16 protein-coding genes and 1 pseudogene are annotated in these 15,976 nt (G+C 45.4%); 14 read left to right on the top strand and 3 right to left on the bottom strand.

Annotated elements, in window-relative coordinates; translation table 11 throughout:
- Positions 1–67: 67 nt before the first annotated feature.
- From UNITIG_RS14590 to UNITIG_RS14580, 3 genes are all read left to right on the top strand, one after another.
- Positions 68–871 carry an alpha/beta hydrolase gene (locus tag UNITIG_RS14590; protein ID WP_101759043.1) on the top strand — a complete coding sequence of 268 codons (804 nt, stop codon included), beginning with the start codon at positions 68–70 and terminating at the stop codon, positions 869–871.
- Positions 872–947: 76 nt separating this feature from the next.
- Positions 948–2,612, top strand: a complete 1,665-nt coding sequence (locus UNITIG_RS14585; RefSeq protein ID WP_101759042.1) for a UbiD family decarboxylase — start codon at positions 948–950, stop codon at positions 2,610–2,612.
- Between the two features lie 79 nt (positions 2,613–2,691).
- The gene (locus UNITIG_RS14580; protein ID WP_101759041.1) at positions 2,692–3,216 is read left to right on the top strand and encodes a limonene-1,2-epoxide hydrolase family protein; all 525 of its coding nucleotides are present in this window, start codon (positions 2,692–2,694) and stop codon (positions 3,214–3,216) included.
- 45 nt (positions 3,217–3,261) lie between these two features.
- On the opposite strand, the pseudogene UNITIG_RS25640 reads toward UNITIG_RS14580, so the two are convergent.
- Positions 3,262–3,528, bottom strand: a pseudogene (locus UNITIG_RS25640) (helix-turn-helix domain-containing protein); the annotation flags it as partial.
- Between the two features lie 402 nt (positions 3,529–3,930).
- Here UNITIG_RS25640 and UNITIG_RS25115 point away from each other — a divergent pair.
- On the top strand, positions 3,931–4,059 hold the full coding sequence (locus UNITIG_RS25115; protein ID WP_255399562.1) for a hypothetical protein: 129 nt from the start codon (positions 3,931–3,933) through the stop codon (positions 4,057–4,059).
- Positions 4,060–4,276: 217 nt separating this feature from the next.
- Positions 4,277–6,328 carry a TonB-dependent siderophore receptor gene (locus tag UNITIG_RS14570; protein WP_101759039.1) on the top strand — a complete coding sequence of 684 codons (2,052 nt, stop codon included), beginning with the start codon at positions 4,277–4,279 and terminating at the stop codon, positions 6,326–6,328.
- A 38-nt stretch (positions 6,329–6,366) separates the two neighbouring features.
- Here UNITIG_RS14570 and UNITIG_RS14565 read toward each other — a convergent pair whose 3' ends face one another.
- Positions 6,367–7,434 carry an alpha/beta hydrolase gene (locus UNITIG_RS14565; protein ID WP_101759038.1) on the bottom strand — a complete coding sequence of 356 codons (1,068 nt, stop codon included), beginning with the start codon at positions 7,432–7,434 and terminating at the stop codon, positions 6,367–6,369.
- Between the two features lie 170 nt (positions 7,435–7,604).
- The gene (locus UNITIG_RS14560) at positions 7,605–8,081 is read right to left on the bottom strand and encodes a hypothetical protein (protein WP_101759037.1); all 477 of its coding nucleotides are present in this window, start codon (positions 8,079–8,081) and stop codon (positions 7,605–7,607) included.
- Positions 8,082–8,359: 278 nt separating this feature from the next.
- Between UNITIG_RS14560 and UNITIG_RS14555 the strand changes: the two genes are divergently transcribed.
- From UNITIG_RS14555 to UNITIG_RS14515, 9 genes are all read left to right on the top strand, one after another.
- Entirely contained in the window at positions 8,360–8,890 is a 531-nt protein-coding gene (locus UNITIG_RS14555; protein WP_101759036.1) for a hypothetical protein, read from the top strand.
- The gene (locus tag UNITIG_RS14550; protein WP_101759035.1) at positions 8,887–9,207 is read left to right on the top strand and encodes a hypothetical protein; all 321 of its coding nucleotides are present in this window, start codon (positions 8,887–8,889) and stop codon (positions 9,205–9,207) included. The genes UNITIG_RS14555 and UNITIG_RS14550 overlap by 4 nt, the downstream gene beginning before the upstream one ends.
- An 81-nt stretch (positions 9,208–9,288) precedes the next feature.
- A complete protein-coding gene (locus UNITIG_RS14545; protein WP_101759034.1) occupies positions 9,289–10,572 on the top strand; it encodes an NTP/NDP exchange transporter in 1,284 nt (427 codons plus the stop codon).
- An 11-nt stretch (positions 10,573–10,583) separates the two neighbouring features.
- Positions 10,584–11,336, top strand: a complete 753-nt coding sequence (locus UNITIG_RS14540; protein WP_101759033.1) for an SDR family oxidoreductase — start codon at positions 10,584–10,586, stop codon at positions 11,334–11,336.
- A gap of 42 nt (positions 11,337–11,378) precedes the next feature.
- On the top strand, positions 11,379–12,182 hold the full coding sequence (locus tag UNITIG_RS14535; RefSeq protein ID WP_101759032.1) for an SDR family oxidoreductase: 804 nt from the start codon (positions 11,379–11,381) through the stop codon (positions 12,180–12,182).
- A 44-nt stretch (positions 12,183–12,226) separates the two neighbouring features.
- On the top strand, positions 12,227–13,030 hold the full coding sequence (locus UNITIG_RS14530; protein ID WP_101759031.1) for an SDR family oxidoreductase: 804 nt from the start codon (positions 12,227–12,229) through the stop codon (positions 13,028–13,030).
- A gap of 159 nt (positions 13,031–13,189) precedes the next feature.
- Positions 13,190–14,053, top strand: coding sequence for a DUF1838 family protein (locus UNITIG_RS14525; protein ID WP_101759030.1), 864 nt, complete (start codon positions 13,190–13,192; stop codon positions 14,051–14,053).
- A 72-nt stretch (positions 14,054–14,125) separates the two neighbouring features.
- Entirely contained in the window at positions 14,126–14,944 is an 819-nt protein-coding gene (locus UNITIG_RS14520; protein WP_101759029.1) for a flavin reductase, read from the top strand.
- Positions 14,945–15,075: 131 nt separating this feature from the next.
- On the top strand, positions 15,076–15,939 hold the full coding sequence (locus UNITIG_RS14515) for an SDR family NAD(P)-dependent oxidoreductase (RefSeq protein WP_101759028.1): 864 nt from the start codon (positions 15,076–15,078) through the stop codon (positions 15,937–15,939).
- Positions 15,940–15,976 lie beyond the last annotated feature (37 nt).

The raw sequence follows: 15,976 nt of genomic DNA, 5'->3' as shown, positions 1-15,976 counted from the left end.
TTGTCGCTGCAAAGCTTATGATTTAAGGGCTGGGTCAAATATCTAATAAACAACCGGCAGGATATACATGCTTAGACGATCACTGATACTAACCGCCACCACACTACTTTTGGTGGTATTGTTTGGCACTGCTTTTCGATTTGGCTGGCTAGGGCAGCTGACCACCAAGACCCACGCTTCGGCCAAAGCCATCGCCGCGGTCAGCTCAAGCGCTGCAGCCAAGCTGGATCAAACCGCATTAATAGAAAAGCAGTGGATTGTATTTACCCCCAAAGCCACAGTATCAACACCGACTATCGGCCTGATCTTCTATCCTTGTGCACTTTGCGATGCTCGAGGCTTTGCCCCGCTAACCCGCCAAATTGCCGAAGCCGGCTTTTTAACCGCTCTAATCCCCATGCCCAGCAACTTTGCAATTTTTGACTATGAACGCGCGCTCGAAGTACAAGCACACTACCCATCCATTCAGCAATGGGTAGTAGGCGGACACTCAATGGGCGGCGGCGCATCGGCCATGTTTCTGGCCAAGCACCCCACGGGTGCCGACGGCTTACTGATGTGGGACTCTTATACCAATGCCGATTACGATATTTCTACTCTGGGTCTACCGGTGCTATCGCTATACGGTAACCGTCATCACGACCCCAAACGCAAACAAACATTTACTGCCGCCAAACCCTATTTACCGGCAACAACTCGCTATCAAGTCATTGATGGCAGTGACCATTTCCAGTTTGGTGATTTTGCTCCCGAAGACGTGGCTCATCGCTCCTTTGGCACGCTCCCACTTGAGGAGCAACACCGGCAACTGCTCGCTTATAGCATCGACTTTCTCAATAGTTTTTCAGTGCCCGCGAAAGCTATTCAATAAAATTTGATAAATGATAAATTACGCTACCGGCAATTACGCATACTACATGTAGGTAAAATTAATCACGGAGCCAACCATGAGCCAAGCCGACCATCCAAGTAATTCATCCCGTCGCAGCTTTTTAACCAGCAGTGTCGCCGGTGCCGCTGTAGCGGGAGCTGTTGCCGTTACCGCAGGGTGTGCAGTCCCCTCATCTTTTAATGAAAGACCAAAAAGCAAGCTTCAATACGGTCCGCTATCGGTTGATAAACCCTTCGATGACTTACGCAGCTATATTGCCGCGTTAGAAGAACGTGGCCTGGTTTTAAGAATTGAAAAACTAGATCAAGACGCCTACGAAATGACCGCGCTGATGTACCGGTTAGTAGAGGAGCATGGCTGGACCCGCGCGCCCGCGCTACTGGTAGAACACATTAAAATTAATGGCCAATGGGTAAAGGGGCCGGTTATCGCCAACCATCAGGGACACTGGCATTCCGAGGCAATCACTTTTGGTTTGGATCCGGTGGCGAACGACCCCAGAGCGAGTTACCGCAAAGCCATCGACTATATGAGCACCAAATTGGATAAGGGTATTTATGAGCCCATCGATCCAGTAGTCGTCAGTGCGCAACAAGCGCCCTGTAAGGAAGTTATCATCACAGGTGATAACATTGACTTAAACCAATTCGCTTTTATTCAATCCAACCCTGCCGATGGTGGTCGCTACATTGACACAGGTTCAATCTTCACCGAAGACCCTGAACTGGGCATGAACTACGGCACTTACCGCTGCCAAATTCATGGCCCACGAACTATTAGCGTCAACTCCGAACCCAACCAATCAGCCTGGAAACATTTCATGGCCGCCAAAGAACGTGGTGAAAAATCGGTACCGGTTTCAATTGTCGTCGGCCAAGACCCTTATGTCTGGATTGTCAGCGGCTCGCGGGTGGTGAACCGCGTTTTACAAAAAGGCAAAATTAATGAACTGGCAGTGGCCGGTGGCATACGTGGCAAAGCACTGGAAACTATCAAATCAGAAAGCAATAACCTGATGATTCCTGCCCACGCCGAAATTGTTATTGAAGGTGTGGTAATGCTTGATCATCCGGCCCTCCCTGAAGGGCCATTTGGTGAAATGATGGGTTATATGGGACCACAAAAATCTGATAATTTTACCATGCGTGTCGATACCGTGACTCACCGTAAAAACCCCTGGGTTTTAAATGTTTTTACTGGCGTTACTCGTGGCTATACCGTGGCGCCTACCGCAGCACTGTATAACAAAAGCTTTCAAAAACTGGTACCGCAGCTGATAGAAATTCACTCACCCTTGCACGCTCCCGGCATTACCTATGTGCGAATTAAAAAAACCAAAGCTGGCCAAGGTCTGCGCGCAGGTAAAATATTGTCGAAAATTGTCCCCATCTACAAATTGGTAATGGTGTTTGATGAGGATGTTGACATACTTGACCAATGGCAAGTTGATAACGCTATTGCCGCCCGCTGGCAACCTGAAGATGCCTACGCTATTGTCCAGGGTCGCGGCATGCCTTTGGATCCAAGCCTGGCAGGCCAGGGACCTGACTACCCCGCGAGCAAATTAGTCATTGACGCAACCAGACCACTAGCCGCAGAAGGCCGCACCACTGAATTCGCTAAACGCAACCGCGACTGGCTGAACGAGCTGGCACCCGACGCCATTAGCAATGTGAATAAGCAGTACGCTGAACTAATAACAGGAGGCAACAAGTGGTAGCATGCTAACTTTGGAATGCCTATCCACAATAACCGGCGTCGCTCGACTCGCTAATAAATAACACCGACTGAGAATCAAAATGGAAAAGAACCAGTTTTATCTCAACCGACGCACACTGCTATTAGCCTCAGGCGCTATTGCCGGCGCTGGCGTAAGCGGCTGCACCAGTCTCAGCACTGCAAACGATAATCAAATCTCAACAAAACGCCCCTGGACAGCCGAAGAAACCGCGAATGTTGAAATGGTCACGCGCTTTTGTGATGACTGGTCGCGAATGGATGCCGAACACCTGACAACATTTTTAGCTGACGATATCATTTATCAAATGTTTGAAGGCCGACCCGACATTGTTGGCAAAGACGCCTTTATTAAAGCGTTGGATAGTTTTTTAAAATCCATGACTAAAGTCGAATGGATAACGCGTTATTCAGAAGCCATTGGCCCGATTGTCATCAATGAACGTTTTGATCACTTTTATGCCAAAAATGAAAAGCGCAGTATGCACTTTGAAATTGCCGGTTACTTTTTAGTGAAAAAAGGGAAAATAGCGGTTTGGCGTGATTTTAGTTTACCCGGTGGCATTAGCAAAATTGGCCCATTATAAAATCACTATATTTTAAATTTACATTATGATTAGTCGCTTGAGCAGCTAGTTAGAATCACTCTCCCGCACCATATACTCTACTATTCTTTCTGTCATTTTTTTTCGATATTTTTTTGGGGATTCTTTGAACAGGATTTTAAAATCTTTGGAAAATTGCCCCATATGCGAGAACCCATAACCACCAGCAATCTCACTAACACTCATACCTCTATTAGCGTTGCTTAGTAGCTTTCGCCTGATATGATTGAGTTGCGTGTATTTAATATACGACTTTGGGGTCATTTCCAAAAGCTGTTTATACAGGTATTGAAGATTCCTGGGGGTGCCCTTAACTCATCTCTAGCTGACACCTGCACCCGCCATCACGGTGATTAATCAAGCGATATTTTTGACACTATCTGACAAATAGCTAAGACCACTGGCACTACATTTATAAACCGAGCCAACCTTTGGCATACATATGGAAACCACCCCATTTAACTCAAAATCTCTAATAGCTTAGTAAAAATCGTGCTCTTTATTCTTTAATTTTTACCCCATAAAACTATCATAAGCAAAACTTTCCAGTGACTGATTGGCTGGGGTAGCGGTAATAAAAGGCTCTGCATCCACCGGCGTAAGAATCGCATGCAAACCTGGAACCCCAGTCAAACCGGCGCTAACACCATGACAGCAGCAGATTGTAGCCCTGGCTACCAATACGACGGTAACTAAATGGGAATTCCCAGCCCACTGTCTAATTTCGACACACCACTAAACGTACTGACTGACTGGAAAGGAGCCGATAACTATGGCATCTACGGTGACATTATTGATGCGCGGGCTTTGAATGCCTGGTCATAGGGAATAGCGCTACTATTAACACCGCTACCGCGTGGGTAGGCGGTTTTGTACCATTAGCTGCAACTGGCCAGTATGAACTGGAACTCTCCTAAGTACCGCTACCCGCGTCTGGCTAGCGCATATGCCTACTCGCTATTTTACATACCTCAAATCGCCAGCTAACCTTACTAATCAGTCTGAATCCAATTAAGCGAATAACTATATCGCTGGCGCACCCATGGAAAACTTATCGGCGGTAATGAACAATCGATTTACTAAGGTAATTTACTTATCAACCTTATTATCGGGCAACGTCTACAGCACAGCTGATACGTCAGAAGATTTGTTGGATCTGCCATTAGAAGCCTTGCTGCAGGTCAAGGTGGCCTCCCTTTTTCTGGAGGATGAAAAATATGTCGGCTCTTCAGTGTCCATCATATCGGAGCAGGAATGGCAACGTCAGGGCGCCGAGAAAACCTTTGAAGCCCTGGAACATCTGCCTGGCGTTTATCTCAGTGAACACCTCAATGGCATGCTCGTCCCTTCATTTCGTGGCTACTCCGCGCCTAATCAATACAATAGTTTTCTAGTACTGCTGGATGGCATGCCGCTCAATAACTACAGCAGTGCCTCCGCTGTCTATGGCAGCCCCAATTACGCACTGGGTAATTTGCAAAGCATTGAACTTATTCGCGGACCTGGATCGGCTTTATATGGCGCAGATGCCTTTAACGGTGTGGTATCACTTAATAGCTGGGGCAGCGAAAAAGATACCGCCGAATTCAGATCAGAGCTCGGGCAATACGGCTATCTACAAGCTACCGCTAGACTGAAACATAGTTTTAATGAGCAAGTAACTTTAACCAGCGCATTATCCTACACCGAAGTAGATGATCTTGAATTGGAAGACAATTTTCACTCATCTCCCTCAATGTTGGTAGAAGATGAAGTGAGTGGCGAATACAGCAACATCACCACCACTAATAAGTTAGCTATTAATAATTTCGAAGCTGCTTTTTATTATTCTGAACACGATGTCGATGACAGCTTTGGTTCTGGGGATGGCGGCGGTTTTTTCCCGAATGGACATCACACCAATGGCCTGGCGAAAATGAAAGCATTGAAACTTTCGTACCAGCAGCCATTAAACGATGACTGGACGTTAGACAATACTGCCTATTATATTGAAGATGAATTACTCGGCGCTTTTGGCATCAATAATATTGGCGAACCACCAGTCTCACCGGCCTTCACCTGGGACAGTAACGACATCCGTCGCGGCATTAATGTTGTGGCTAAAAACCCGCTAGGTAATGATTCAAGGCAAATAGTATTAGGACTCAATCACGACTACATGAAAACCAAGCACCTGCTTGCAGCATTAGAAGGCACTCAGCCAACGGTGGATAATAAAAGTCGAGAACAAACCGGGGTAATGGGACAAATTGAAGAGCGGTTTTTAGATAATAAATTTCAAGTAATTCTAGGTGGCCGCTATGATCACTACAGCGACTTTGGCAATCATTTCTCTCCGCGCGTCGCCCTGATTTATCATCCGACACAAAGCTCCGCAGTTAAATTCCTATATGGCGAAGCCTTTCGCGCACCAGCAGTCAACGAGCAAACAGATAATGCTATCGTAAAAGGCGGTGGTAACAAACTAAACCCTGAGAAAGTCAAAACCTATGAATTGATCTGGATGCATGCAGCTAATCGCTGGCGCTATAGTGTGAGCACATATTTATCAAAGGTAAGCGACACTATTGATATTATAGGCTCACCTACCCCTGGATTTTTTATTGAGTATAGTAATTACAAAGACACAGAGTCTTATGGTCTTGAGCTGGATGGCAGCTACCAACACAAACGCTGGTTATTTTCTGCCAATATGGCTTACAACAGCTCCAAGCAAACTGCCACCAATCAATTCGGGGCCGATGAAGTACCTGATGACAACCCTGCATACCCCGACATTATTGCTAGCGTGGGTATAAAATACGACACGGGCAACAACATCAGCTACGCAATCAATCACCTTTATCAGCAGGGAAGGCGAACACCAACCACACCATCGGGTAATTATATAAACGAATCGTTACCTTATCTATCTCGAACCGACTTTAATATGCTAATAAAGCCTGAATTTATAGATCGAGATATGCAGATTTTTCTCAACGTTAGAGATATCTTCGATCGCGAAGATGTCAAATCAGCAATGAACACCAGAGAAAATGGCACAGCAACACCGGGACGTAGAATTAACGTAGGATTTAACCTTAAATTTTACTAAGCGCTAATAGAATAAGCAAAGAGATATTTATTACCCGCCTACTCCTTATCATCCAAGCCATCCATCCACGTCAATATTTGTGTGAAACTTTCAGGCGCTGAAAAATGCAAATTAATATTGTGGCCGGTATTCTTTACTAACATAGTTGTCACATCAGATTGCGGATGAAAAAACTGTTTTTCATAATTAGCCACATACGATGGATTCTCACAAGGCAAAGCGCCCCCACAGACAACAAAATCTTTTTCCCCGACAACTATCAACACCGGTAGCTTAAGCTGTGTTGACCGGTCACCAAAATATTTCAGCATCGATAGTATTTCAGTGACCGTTAAGGTCTGACGATTTAATTCATCTACTGCAGCCACCGCTGGATCGTAATTTCCTGTGTAATAAAACACCTGCTCGCGCATTCCGTTATTTGATAGCATATACAAAGGGTCAATAATCTTGCCCGCAAAGCCCTCACTGAACATTGCTAAACCTGTACTCTGGCGCATGATTTGATTAAATTCCGGATTGGAGTTGTGCAGGAACCCGGTCAACACTAAACCATCGATCTGCCTTGGCCGTTTGATAGCGTGCGCCAAAGCAATAACTGAACCTAAGGAGTGACCCACGGTAACCACCCTGCCCATGCCCTTGCTTTCGCTAAAATACTGAATCAATTGCTCCAGTACATACGCATGCGCCTCAACTGTGACCAACCAGGCTGGCGGGTGATCACTTGCGCCAATACCGGTTCGGTAATAATTAAAGGTAGCGTAGCCTTTAGTTAGGGCCGCACGTTGATAGGAATACGTTTCAGGTTGATAAGGAAAATTCCAGTACACAGGACCATAACCGGCACCACTAATTAATATCTGTAATGTTTTTCCGACCAGAGATCCCTGCCAGCACAATTCCCCCTCGATATCAAAATTTATACGGCCCTGCGCGCTTAATGGCATTGATAGTTGAATCGTTTCACATTGACTTGTTACCGATATAGCCTGTGAGGTTTCACTCGGCACCACTACCGTAGTTTCAATACCGGTATCTAAAAAAAGCACTGCGCACAGCCACAGCAGTAATATCAGTACCACACCGAAAACGATTTTTTTCAAGATGATGACCCACTCAGTTAATTACTTTCTCTATTATGCAATAAGAGTATTCGCTGACAGGGCGCTTTAGCAATTCACCCGGTAAAGTTTTGTAAACAATTGCTACTGACTTGATAGAAACAAAAAAGGCCGCATTCAAGAAGGCGGCCTTTAGCTAAAACAATAAAAAACTACCAGCTCTGTAATGAACCATTAGATGTGACTGGTACTATATTTTCTGGCGCGCGGTAGGTATGTAAGACATGAACCTTGTCGCAGCCGTGATAGCCCTCGCATCCATAGCGATCTTTCACCTCGCCAAACCATAAGCCAATATCACCTTCTGCAGCATTAGCGCCCAAGTAATTCGGATCAACAGCGACTACGTAGAAAGGCTTTTTACCTTCACAACTGACTTTAACCACGCTCGGCGAAAAACCAAAATTGGATAAATCCACATTACCCCTGTCGGTTCGCAGTTCGAGACTACCTGCCCCCTCCCACTCACAGGCCATATCGTTAACCATCGCTGTAGAAAATCGGCTAATGGTGATTTGCTCAGGGAATTTCTCGTCAACTCCCGCCGCTCTCACATGCTTACCAAAAACGGACGCTTGCACGCCACTAGCCACTACCAAGAGGGCGCATAAAGACAACAATCTAATCACTATTTTCTCCAGAGAATACTTTTATCTCATTATTGTTCAACGGCCTACGCTCAACCAGCCTCAAACACAACGATGTTATTATTAATAACCAGAGGCCATTATAGCCACAGAGACAGCAGATGAGTCGGCAAAATGTGTGAATTATAACGGTAATACTGACAACTTCAGGCCAGATTACTCTCCCGCCTTCACTCTGCCTCCCCTTTGTCCACATAGACGCAGCCAGCACAATATCTTAAGCTAAGAAGTAATAATAAAACCAACAAGAAACAATCATTATGACTATTGAGCTTTTAATGACCATCATTGCAGCCCTGCTTTTCGCACTGGCTGCCACTTATTGGCGCCGTTATAGAAATCACCCTTGGGATATCTATGTACCTAAAATTGCCTGGATGCGCGCCGGAATTTATTTTTGCTGCTGTTATTTACTCTCCTACTTCAGCGGTGCCATGGAATTACTACTCAACTCACCACTATTCACCCAGCAACAACTGGATAACCCCAATTGGTTAATATATACCGCTTGTAGCATCAGCTTTATTATCATTGCCTACAGTGGCGTGTGGTGCTATTACACTCCTGTATTTGAGCGCCGCAAAAACATCCTGATTTCCGCAATATTTGGTGCACTCTGGGGCTCCAGCTCCGGCCAGCTATTTCTCTCCATCTGGCTTATCGCCAATATGATCGATTGGCCAATTTGGGCCGCCTGGATTGCGACCTGGCTAGTACTTGGGGCATACCAACCTAATTGGCATAACATTTACTGGGATCATTATATTGCCCCGAACACGACACCCCAATGACGCAAAAAATCAAAGCGCTTGGCTGTCATATTCCCAACCTATCGATTAACCTGGTGTATCTGGCACTGTACGATAATTATTTAATTTTTGTGCTGTTACAAGTACTGGCCTGCACCTCTGCCGGTATAGGCATGCGCTATCCAGCACCCTGGGCTGCAGCCAGTACAATGAACCTCGCAGCCAGAACGACCAGCAAACCACCGCGCTGCACGGGCTATATTGCCGATGATTACACTACCGACCCTTACACCCCTTTTCACCCTGGCTGGACCGGCCCCATCTCAACGTCAACGTCCAAGAGTGTAAAAGATATGTAAAGCAACAACCGCCTTATAGAATTTCAACAAGGCTTCACGTAGTGTAATCGGCTTTGCTAATTGATGTTATAAGGAGAAGCTGTGGCTGCTCAGGACCAAAATATTATCGCTAAATTTATAGCGTCCGTGTCTAAAGTTGAAGCCCACGAAATCAAGGCTACGCTGTGCTCATTTTTGTTAGTGCTGATATTGATGGCCGCTTATTACATTTTACGGCCCGTGCGCGACGCTATGGCCAGCGAGTGGTCGGATGCAGAAGTAGCCACTTTATGGACGATTAATTTCTTTTTCAGCTTTGCTGTCATTGCTCTTTACGGCGTTGCTATTGCCAAGCTGTCGACCAAGCGACTGGTGCCCAGTGTTTACAGTTTCTTTGCACTGACCTTTATCGGCTTTTATATTGCCTCCACCATGATTGGAAACTCGCCATGGATTGATCAGGCATTTTATATATGGGTGAGCGTTTTCAGTTTATTTCCAGTGTCGGTATTCTGGAGCTTTATGGCCGACTTGTTCACCAAGGAGCAATCCAAACGCTTGTTCGGGATCATTACCACCGGCGCCAGTATCGGTGCCATGGTTGGCCCATCCATCCCTCTACTTTTTTCTGATTTGGGTACCTATAACCTGATGCTAGTTGCCAGCGTCGTGCTGCTAGCGACGCTACCACTAATCTTTTTACTGCAAACTATCAAACATACTGATCTGGGAAATACCGGCCATAGTGCAGCGGTTTCATCTATGGGCGGCGGCTCACTCGATGGTTTTATGCTGTTCCTGAAAAACCCCTTCATGATTGGTATAGGTTTGTTTTTATTTCTCTATACCGGCATAGGCTCCTTCGTTTATTTAGAGTTAAAAAATCTCATGGCCGATATGAGTCGCGAGCAGCGTACCGAAATCTGGGCGTTTATGGATTTAGCCACTAACACCCTAACCATCGTAGCAGGGCTATTTGTCACCTCCCGTTTAGCAACAGGCCTGGGGCTAGGCTGGACACTGGCACTGATCCCACTGATTGTGATGGGAGGACTTTTAACCGTGGCGATGGCGCCATTACTCACCGTTATCGTCGGCTTACAAATCATGCGACGTGGCGGCAATTACGCAATTACACGCCCTGCTAGAGAAATGTTATTTACTTATGTCGATCACGACACCCGTTTTAAAGCCAAACCGGTTATCGATGTGGTGGTCTATCGCGGTGGCGATACCTTTTGGGGCTGGGCTTTCACTGGCCTGACCCAAGGCTTGGGGTTAGGTATGACCGGGGTCGCTATTGTTGGCGCGGGCATTGCCGCAATATGGGCAACTGTTGGCCTGATACTAGGTAAAAAAACTGAATCCATGAACACTCAAGAGTAGAGCTTAATTTCATGTTTAAAAAAATATTTTTATTACTCACTATTTTCTTAAGTAGCACTGCGTTTGCTGATACAGTTTTAATTACCGGCGCCAATCGTGGAATTGGCCTGGAATTTGTTAAGCAGTATGCAGATAAGGGTTACACCGTAATTGCTACGGCTAGAAATCCAGCAACAGCAGATGAACTCAACGCTATAGCCAAAACCAATAGCAAGGTTATTGTTGAACCCCTCGATGTACTTGATCACGCTGCTATCGAAAAACTGGCTGCAAAATATCATGGGCAGCCTATTGATATATTACTCAGCAATGCTGGTATTTCTGGCGGTAATGAGCAACAGAAATTGGGCAACATTGACTATGAAGTCTACGCTAAAGTAATGGCAGTTAATGTCTACGGTCCAATGAAATTAGCCGAAGCCTTTCTACCTAATATCCAAGCTAGCCAGCAAAAGAAAATTATCGCTGTTTCTTCCAGCATGGGCTCCATTAAAAAAACTTTTGGCCTACTTTATATTTACCGCTCATCCAAATCAGCGCTAAATATGGCTTACGCGACCATGGCTAAAGAGCTTAAACGTAAAAAAATAATTGTCGGCCTGGTCAATCCGGGCCCAACCGATACCGACTTTATGTCTGGTGTAAAAATGAAATTAAGGCCGCCAGAGCTGGCCGTCACTGATATGATCCGTAACATAGACAACCTCACCCTAAAAACAACGGGTGCCTATCTGGATTATGATGGCAGCACCCTGCCTTGGTAACCAAAACAACAAACTATTTAATCATTGGACTGCGAGATAAAAATGTTAAAGAAATCATTATTAAAAACACTCTTATGGACACTGCTATTAATTAATCACAATGCTTTGGCCGGCTTTAACCCCGACCAACCGACCATTTTAATTACCGGCAGCAATCATGGCATCGGTCTGGAATTTGCCAATCAATATAGCATGCTTGGCTGGAATGTTATCGCCACCACCCGCAAACCTGCCAGCGCCGACGCACTCAATGCTTTCGCAGCTGAGCGAAGTAATATTGCAGTCGAACAACTGGATGTCACCAACCAATCCCATATCGATGCACTAGCGCAAAAATATACAGACCAGCCCATTGACGTACTACTCAACAATGCCGCACTAACGCCGAAATACAAATCGGCTTATAAAAATCTTAAAGGTGTGGATATGGAGATGGCAGCAAAAAGTCTTGAGGTCAATGCCATTGGTCCACTGCGGGTAATTCAGGCATTCATGCCAAACGTGGACGCGTCAAAACAGAAAAAAATTATTGCCATCTCCAGCAAAGCCGGCTCTTTTGCTGAAGGCCCGAAAATGCCCATGATGTACAGCTATCGCGCCAGTAAAACCGCGCTTAATATGTATTTGTACACACTGTCTTTTGAAACAGCCAAAAAAGATATTATTGTTACCATGCTGTCGCCTGGCATGGTTGACACCATGGACGCCGACAGCGGCATGAAAATGCCCAAGGCCATTACCCCTGCCGAAAGCGTTGGTAGTATGATCAAAGTTATTGCCAACCTTACAGCGACACAGAATGGTAAATTTATTAATTATAGTGACGGTGCTGAAATTGGCATGTAGCGTATTTTCAGTACCGCCAAAATATTTATATAAAGGGAAATAATATGGCAGGTAACAAGTTCTTTTTTAATTTTTGGGCTGGTTTTGTCGCTGCGCTATTGCTGAGTTCATTCGCTTCTGCCGTAGAGGCCGCAGGCAAATCGACCGTGTTAGTAGCCGGAGCCACTGGTGGTACCGGTCGACTAGTAGTCACCGAACTTTTAGCTGCAGACTATCACGTAGTTGCTATGGCGCGTAACGGCGACAAAGCCAAACAACTGTTTAGTGATTATTTAGACAAGGGCGTGACTATTGCTGTCGCTGACGTCACTGAGCCCGAAACTTTGCCAGCGATTTTCGCGCAAGTTGACTATGTGATCTCGACATTAGGTACTGCAATCGGCTCTGAAGGTGATAACAATCCCGAAACGGTTGACTACCAAGGCACGGTAGAGCTGATCGAGCAAGCGAAATACCACAGCATCAAAAAATTTATTTTAATCACCTCCGGCGGCACCACCTGGTGGCTACATCCACTTAACTGGTTTGGTGATGACGTTTTAAAATGGAAGCATAAATCTGAATTGTATTTGCGTGACTCCGGTATAAACCACGTCATTATCCGCCCTGCTGGCGGCCTCAAAGATGAACCGGCGAATACCAAAGCAATCAAATTCACCCAAACTGATGGCATCCCCTCAACTATCTCTCGCGCTGATGTGGCCACAGTCGCGGTAAAAGCGTTAATCCATGATCAAGCAACCAATAAAACCTTTGAGATTCAGGATGATGACGATGGGCAAACCACTGCCAGCATTAATTGGCAACAAGTCTTTGCAGACATGACAGTGGACTCAGACAACTTTTAAGCCAGTAACAGCAAACGTTAAGGTAAGTAAATCCCCAGCGGTTTTCTATCCCTCAAGCGGCAATTATGATTGAATTGTCGCTCTCTCGGCGCTGCGCCTCTCTCTTATATTGATAGCATTTATTCTGCGCAGCCCCACCAGCGTTAAGGAACACTGATCATGGCAACATTTGAAACCACAATCGACGTAATGAACCCCATCTGGAACCGCGATGCCTGGGCTCGCCTGCAGGGTAACCTGGATTCCAGCAAAACCAAATTTATTGCTAGCAAAGGCACCGTTATGGGTGTCGAAGACGGCAAAGCGGTATACCCCATGTGCGGCTTTGAAGCCACGTTAGCCACTCGTCTGGAACCACAGGAAGACGGCACTATCCGCCGTATCAACCGAGAAACCATTATATATACCGACGCGCGCACTGGCGAAATCATCAACGAATGGACTGACCCTGAAACCAAAGAAGTAGTACCCGTAGTTCACGTATACAACGACCCCTTTAACTACAGCATCAGCGAATGGTTGATTATCATGCCGGAGGATTTTGGTGGTGATAAGCCAGTGGCGCCAATCAAAGTGCCATTAATTTTCCCTTGGCGTGACTTGGGCAATGGCATGATGGAATTGTCTACCGATATGCACCTGTACTACCCTAACCAATTACAACCCGCCCAGTGGCCACGGGAATCCTCAGGCCCCATGGTGCAAGTGTCGGAAATGATGCGCTACCAGTTTAAAAAAGCCGATATTGAAAACCCCGAACTAACTGGCGTTGATTACACCGGCAGCTGGAGCCGGGTAACCCCGTGGTTACCGTGGATGTTGCGCGGTACCAAACCCGGCCACGTGTTATATATGGGCAGCAATGTGTGTAGTGATAACACGGATATTTTCTCAGCCAATATTCGCGCGCACCTGGAAGCCAATGCCCCTGAGTTTTTAACTGCACCGGATTCAGACTACGGCCCTAGTCTGTCCAGCCTTGAGCATTACGCCAAGGAGCAAACACCAGCCCCGGTTAAGTAAGAAAATAATACTAAAAACCCTGACTGATTATTCACTCAGGGTTTTTTTAACAAAAAAATCAGCGGAGTTACAATGAAAAAAGAAATAAAAATAAAACCGTTTTGGTATTCCGACATTTGGGTATTCCCCAAATTAATTACCATCATCACCACGCTGGATAAAAACGGCCGCGTTAACGCCGCCCCCTACTCCCACATCATGCAATACGACGTGATGCAAAAAAATCCGCGGATGATGATCGGGCTTCGTCAAGGCTCTCACACTCTTACCAATATTCAGGAATCCGGCGAGTTTGTCATCAACTGCCCACCTTTTGGTTATCTGGAGGACATGATGGAAACAGCGCGTTTTTATCCCGCCGGCGTTAACGAACTCGACAACACCCGCTTTACTCAAATTCCGTCAAAAAAAGTTAAACCTCCCAGCCTGCTCGAATGTCCGCAAATCATGGAATGTACAGTAGACGAGATAAAATTACTGGAAAAAAGCAGTGGTATCGTCATCGCCAACATCGAAGCCATCGTTATGGACGAAGAGCTGGAAGAAATGGATCGCGAACAACGCCTCAAAGCCATGGACTTACCGGTAGGCCTAGGCGATCACCAGCGCAAATTCTACTACCACAGTCGCACGACCGAATTCAGTATGCACGAACTGAAAGAAACTGCCGATGCAGTACAAGCAGCAGATGTGCCAATCAATATGGAATGGGATGACGGTGCCATGCAGGCGTTAATGGGAATACCCGCACCGGTACGTAAATTAGTCATTAAAGAGGCTGAAGATTTCACCAAAGACAAAGGCGATGATGTGGTTTCATTAGCACGTTTTTTGGAAATGGGTGAAGAGTTTGGCATTGATGATGAATTGTTAGATCGTTTTCGAGTTTAATGGGCTGGTCATAAAAAGCTACTAAATGAATCTAGAATTATCAAAGTGACTGGAATAATAACTTGCTGGAAATCAACAACTCTATGGTTCTTTAAGAATACATCTCAATAATACATGACAGGTTGATTTATATGCCAATTGCATTAATTACCGGCGCAAACAGCGGCATGGGACTAGCAACAGCTAAAGACCTGGCATCAAAAGGCTACCACCTAATTCTTGCCTGCAGATCTCTTTCATCAGCACAACAGACCTGTACCATCATTGGCCACAATGCCAAACCGTTAGAGCTTAATCTTTCAAGCTTGTCTTCCTGTAGAAATGCTTGTAATTATCTGATTAGTAACGTTAAAACAATAGATATTCTTATAGCTAATGCTGGTGTTATGGCGCCACCACATCAATTTACAGAAGATGGATTTGAATTACAGTTTCAAACTCACTACCTCGCCAACCAGCTTATATTAACCCTCCTGAAACCGGTGCTGATAAAATCACAAGCAAGAATAATACAGATAAGCTCCTTGTCAGCTGAAAAATCACCAGCACTCACTTATAGCGACATTACTCATCAGGCGAAAATTGACGCCGATAACTATAATGCCATGCAAAGTTACCGCATGAGCAAGTTAGGTCAGGTTTTGTTGGCACAGGAGTTTCAACGGCAACTAGCCAATACCGGCGCTCTGAGTTTTTCTGTTCATCCCGGCATTGTAAATACCAATTTATTTTATAGGAAGTCATCGCCTCTATTTAAATATTTAATGACTCCTTTGGTATGGCTAGGTTATGCCTCTGGTAGATTGCTAACGCCATTACAGGGAGCACAAACAGCTATATGGCTAACTGTATCCGATATCAATGAAATATCTCCCCTTGCCGGAAAATATTTAGCCGATAAAAAAGCAAGATATTGCCATACTCTTTGCAAGCAAAATACTCATGCCGAGTCGCTATGGAAATATTATGAATCTTTATTGAGTAAGTATGTATAAAAACCTACAGGAAAATTACTTAGCTATATTGATATTT

Origin of the sequence: Oceanicoccus sp. KOV_DT_Chl, from assembly GCF_900120175.1 — a bacterium.
Taxonomy (GTDB): domain Bacteria; phylum Pseudomonadota; class Gammaproteobacteria; order Pseudomonadales; family Dasaniaceae; genus Oceanicoccus.
The sequence above is the reverse complement of the archived record's forward strand: the minus strand, read 5'-3'. Positions and strand labels throughout refer to the sequence as shown.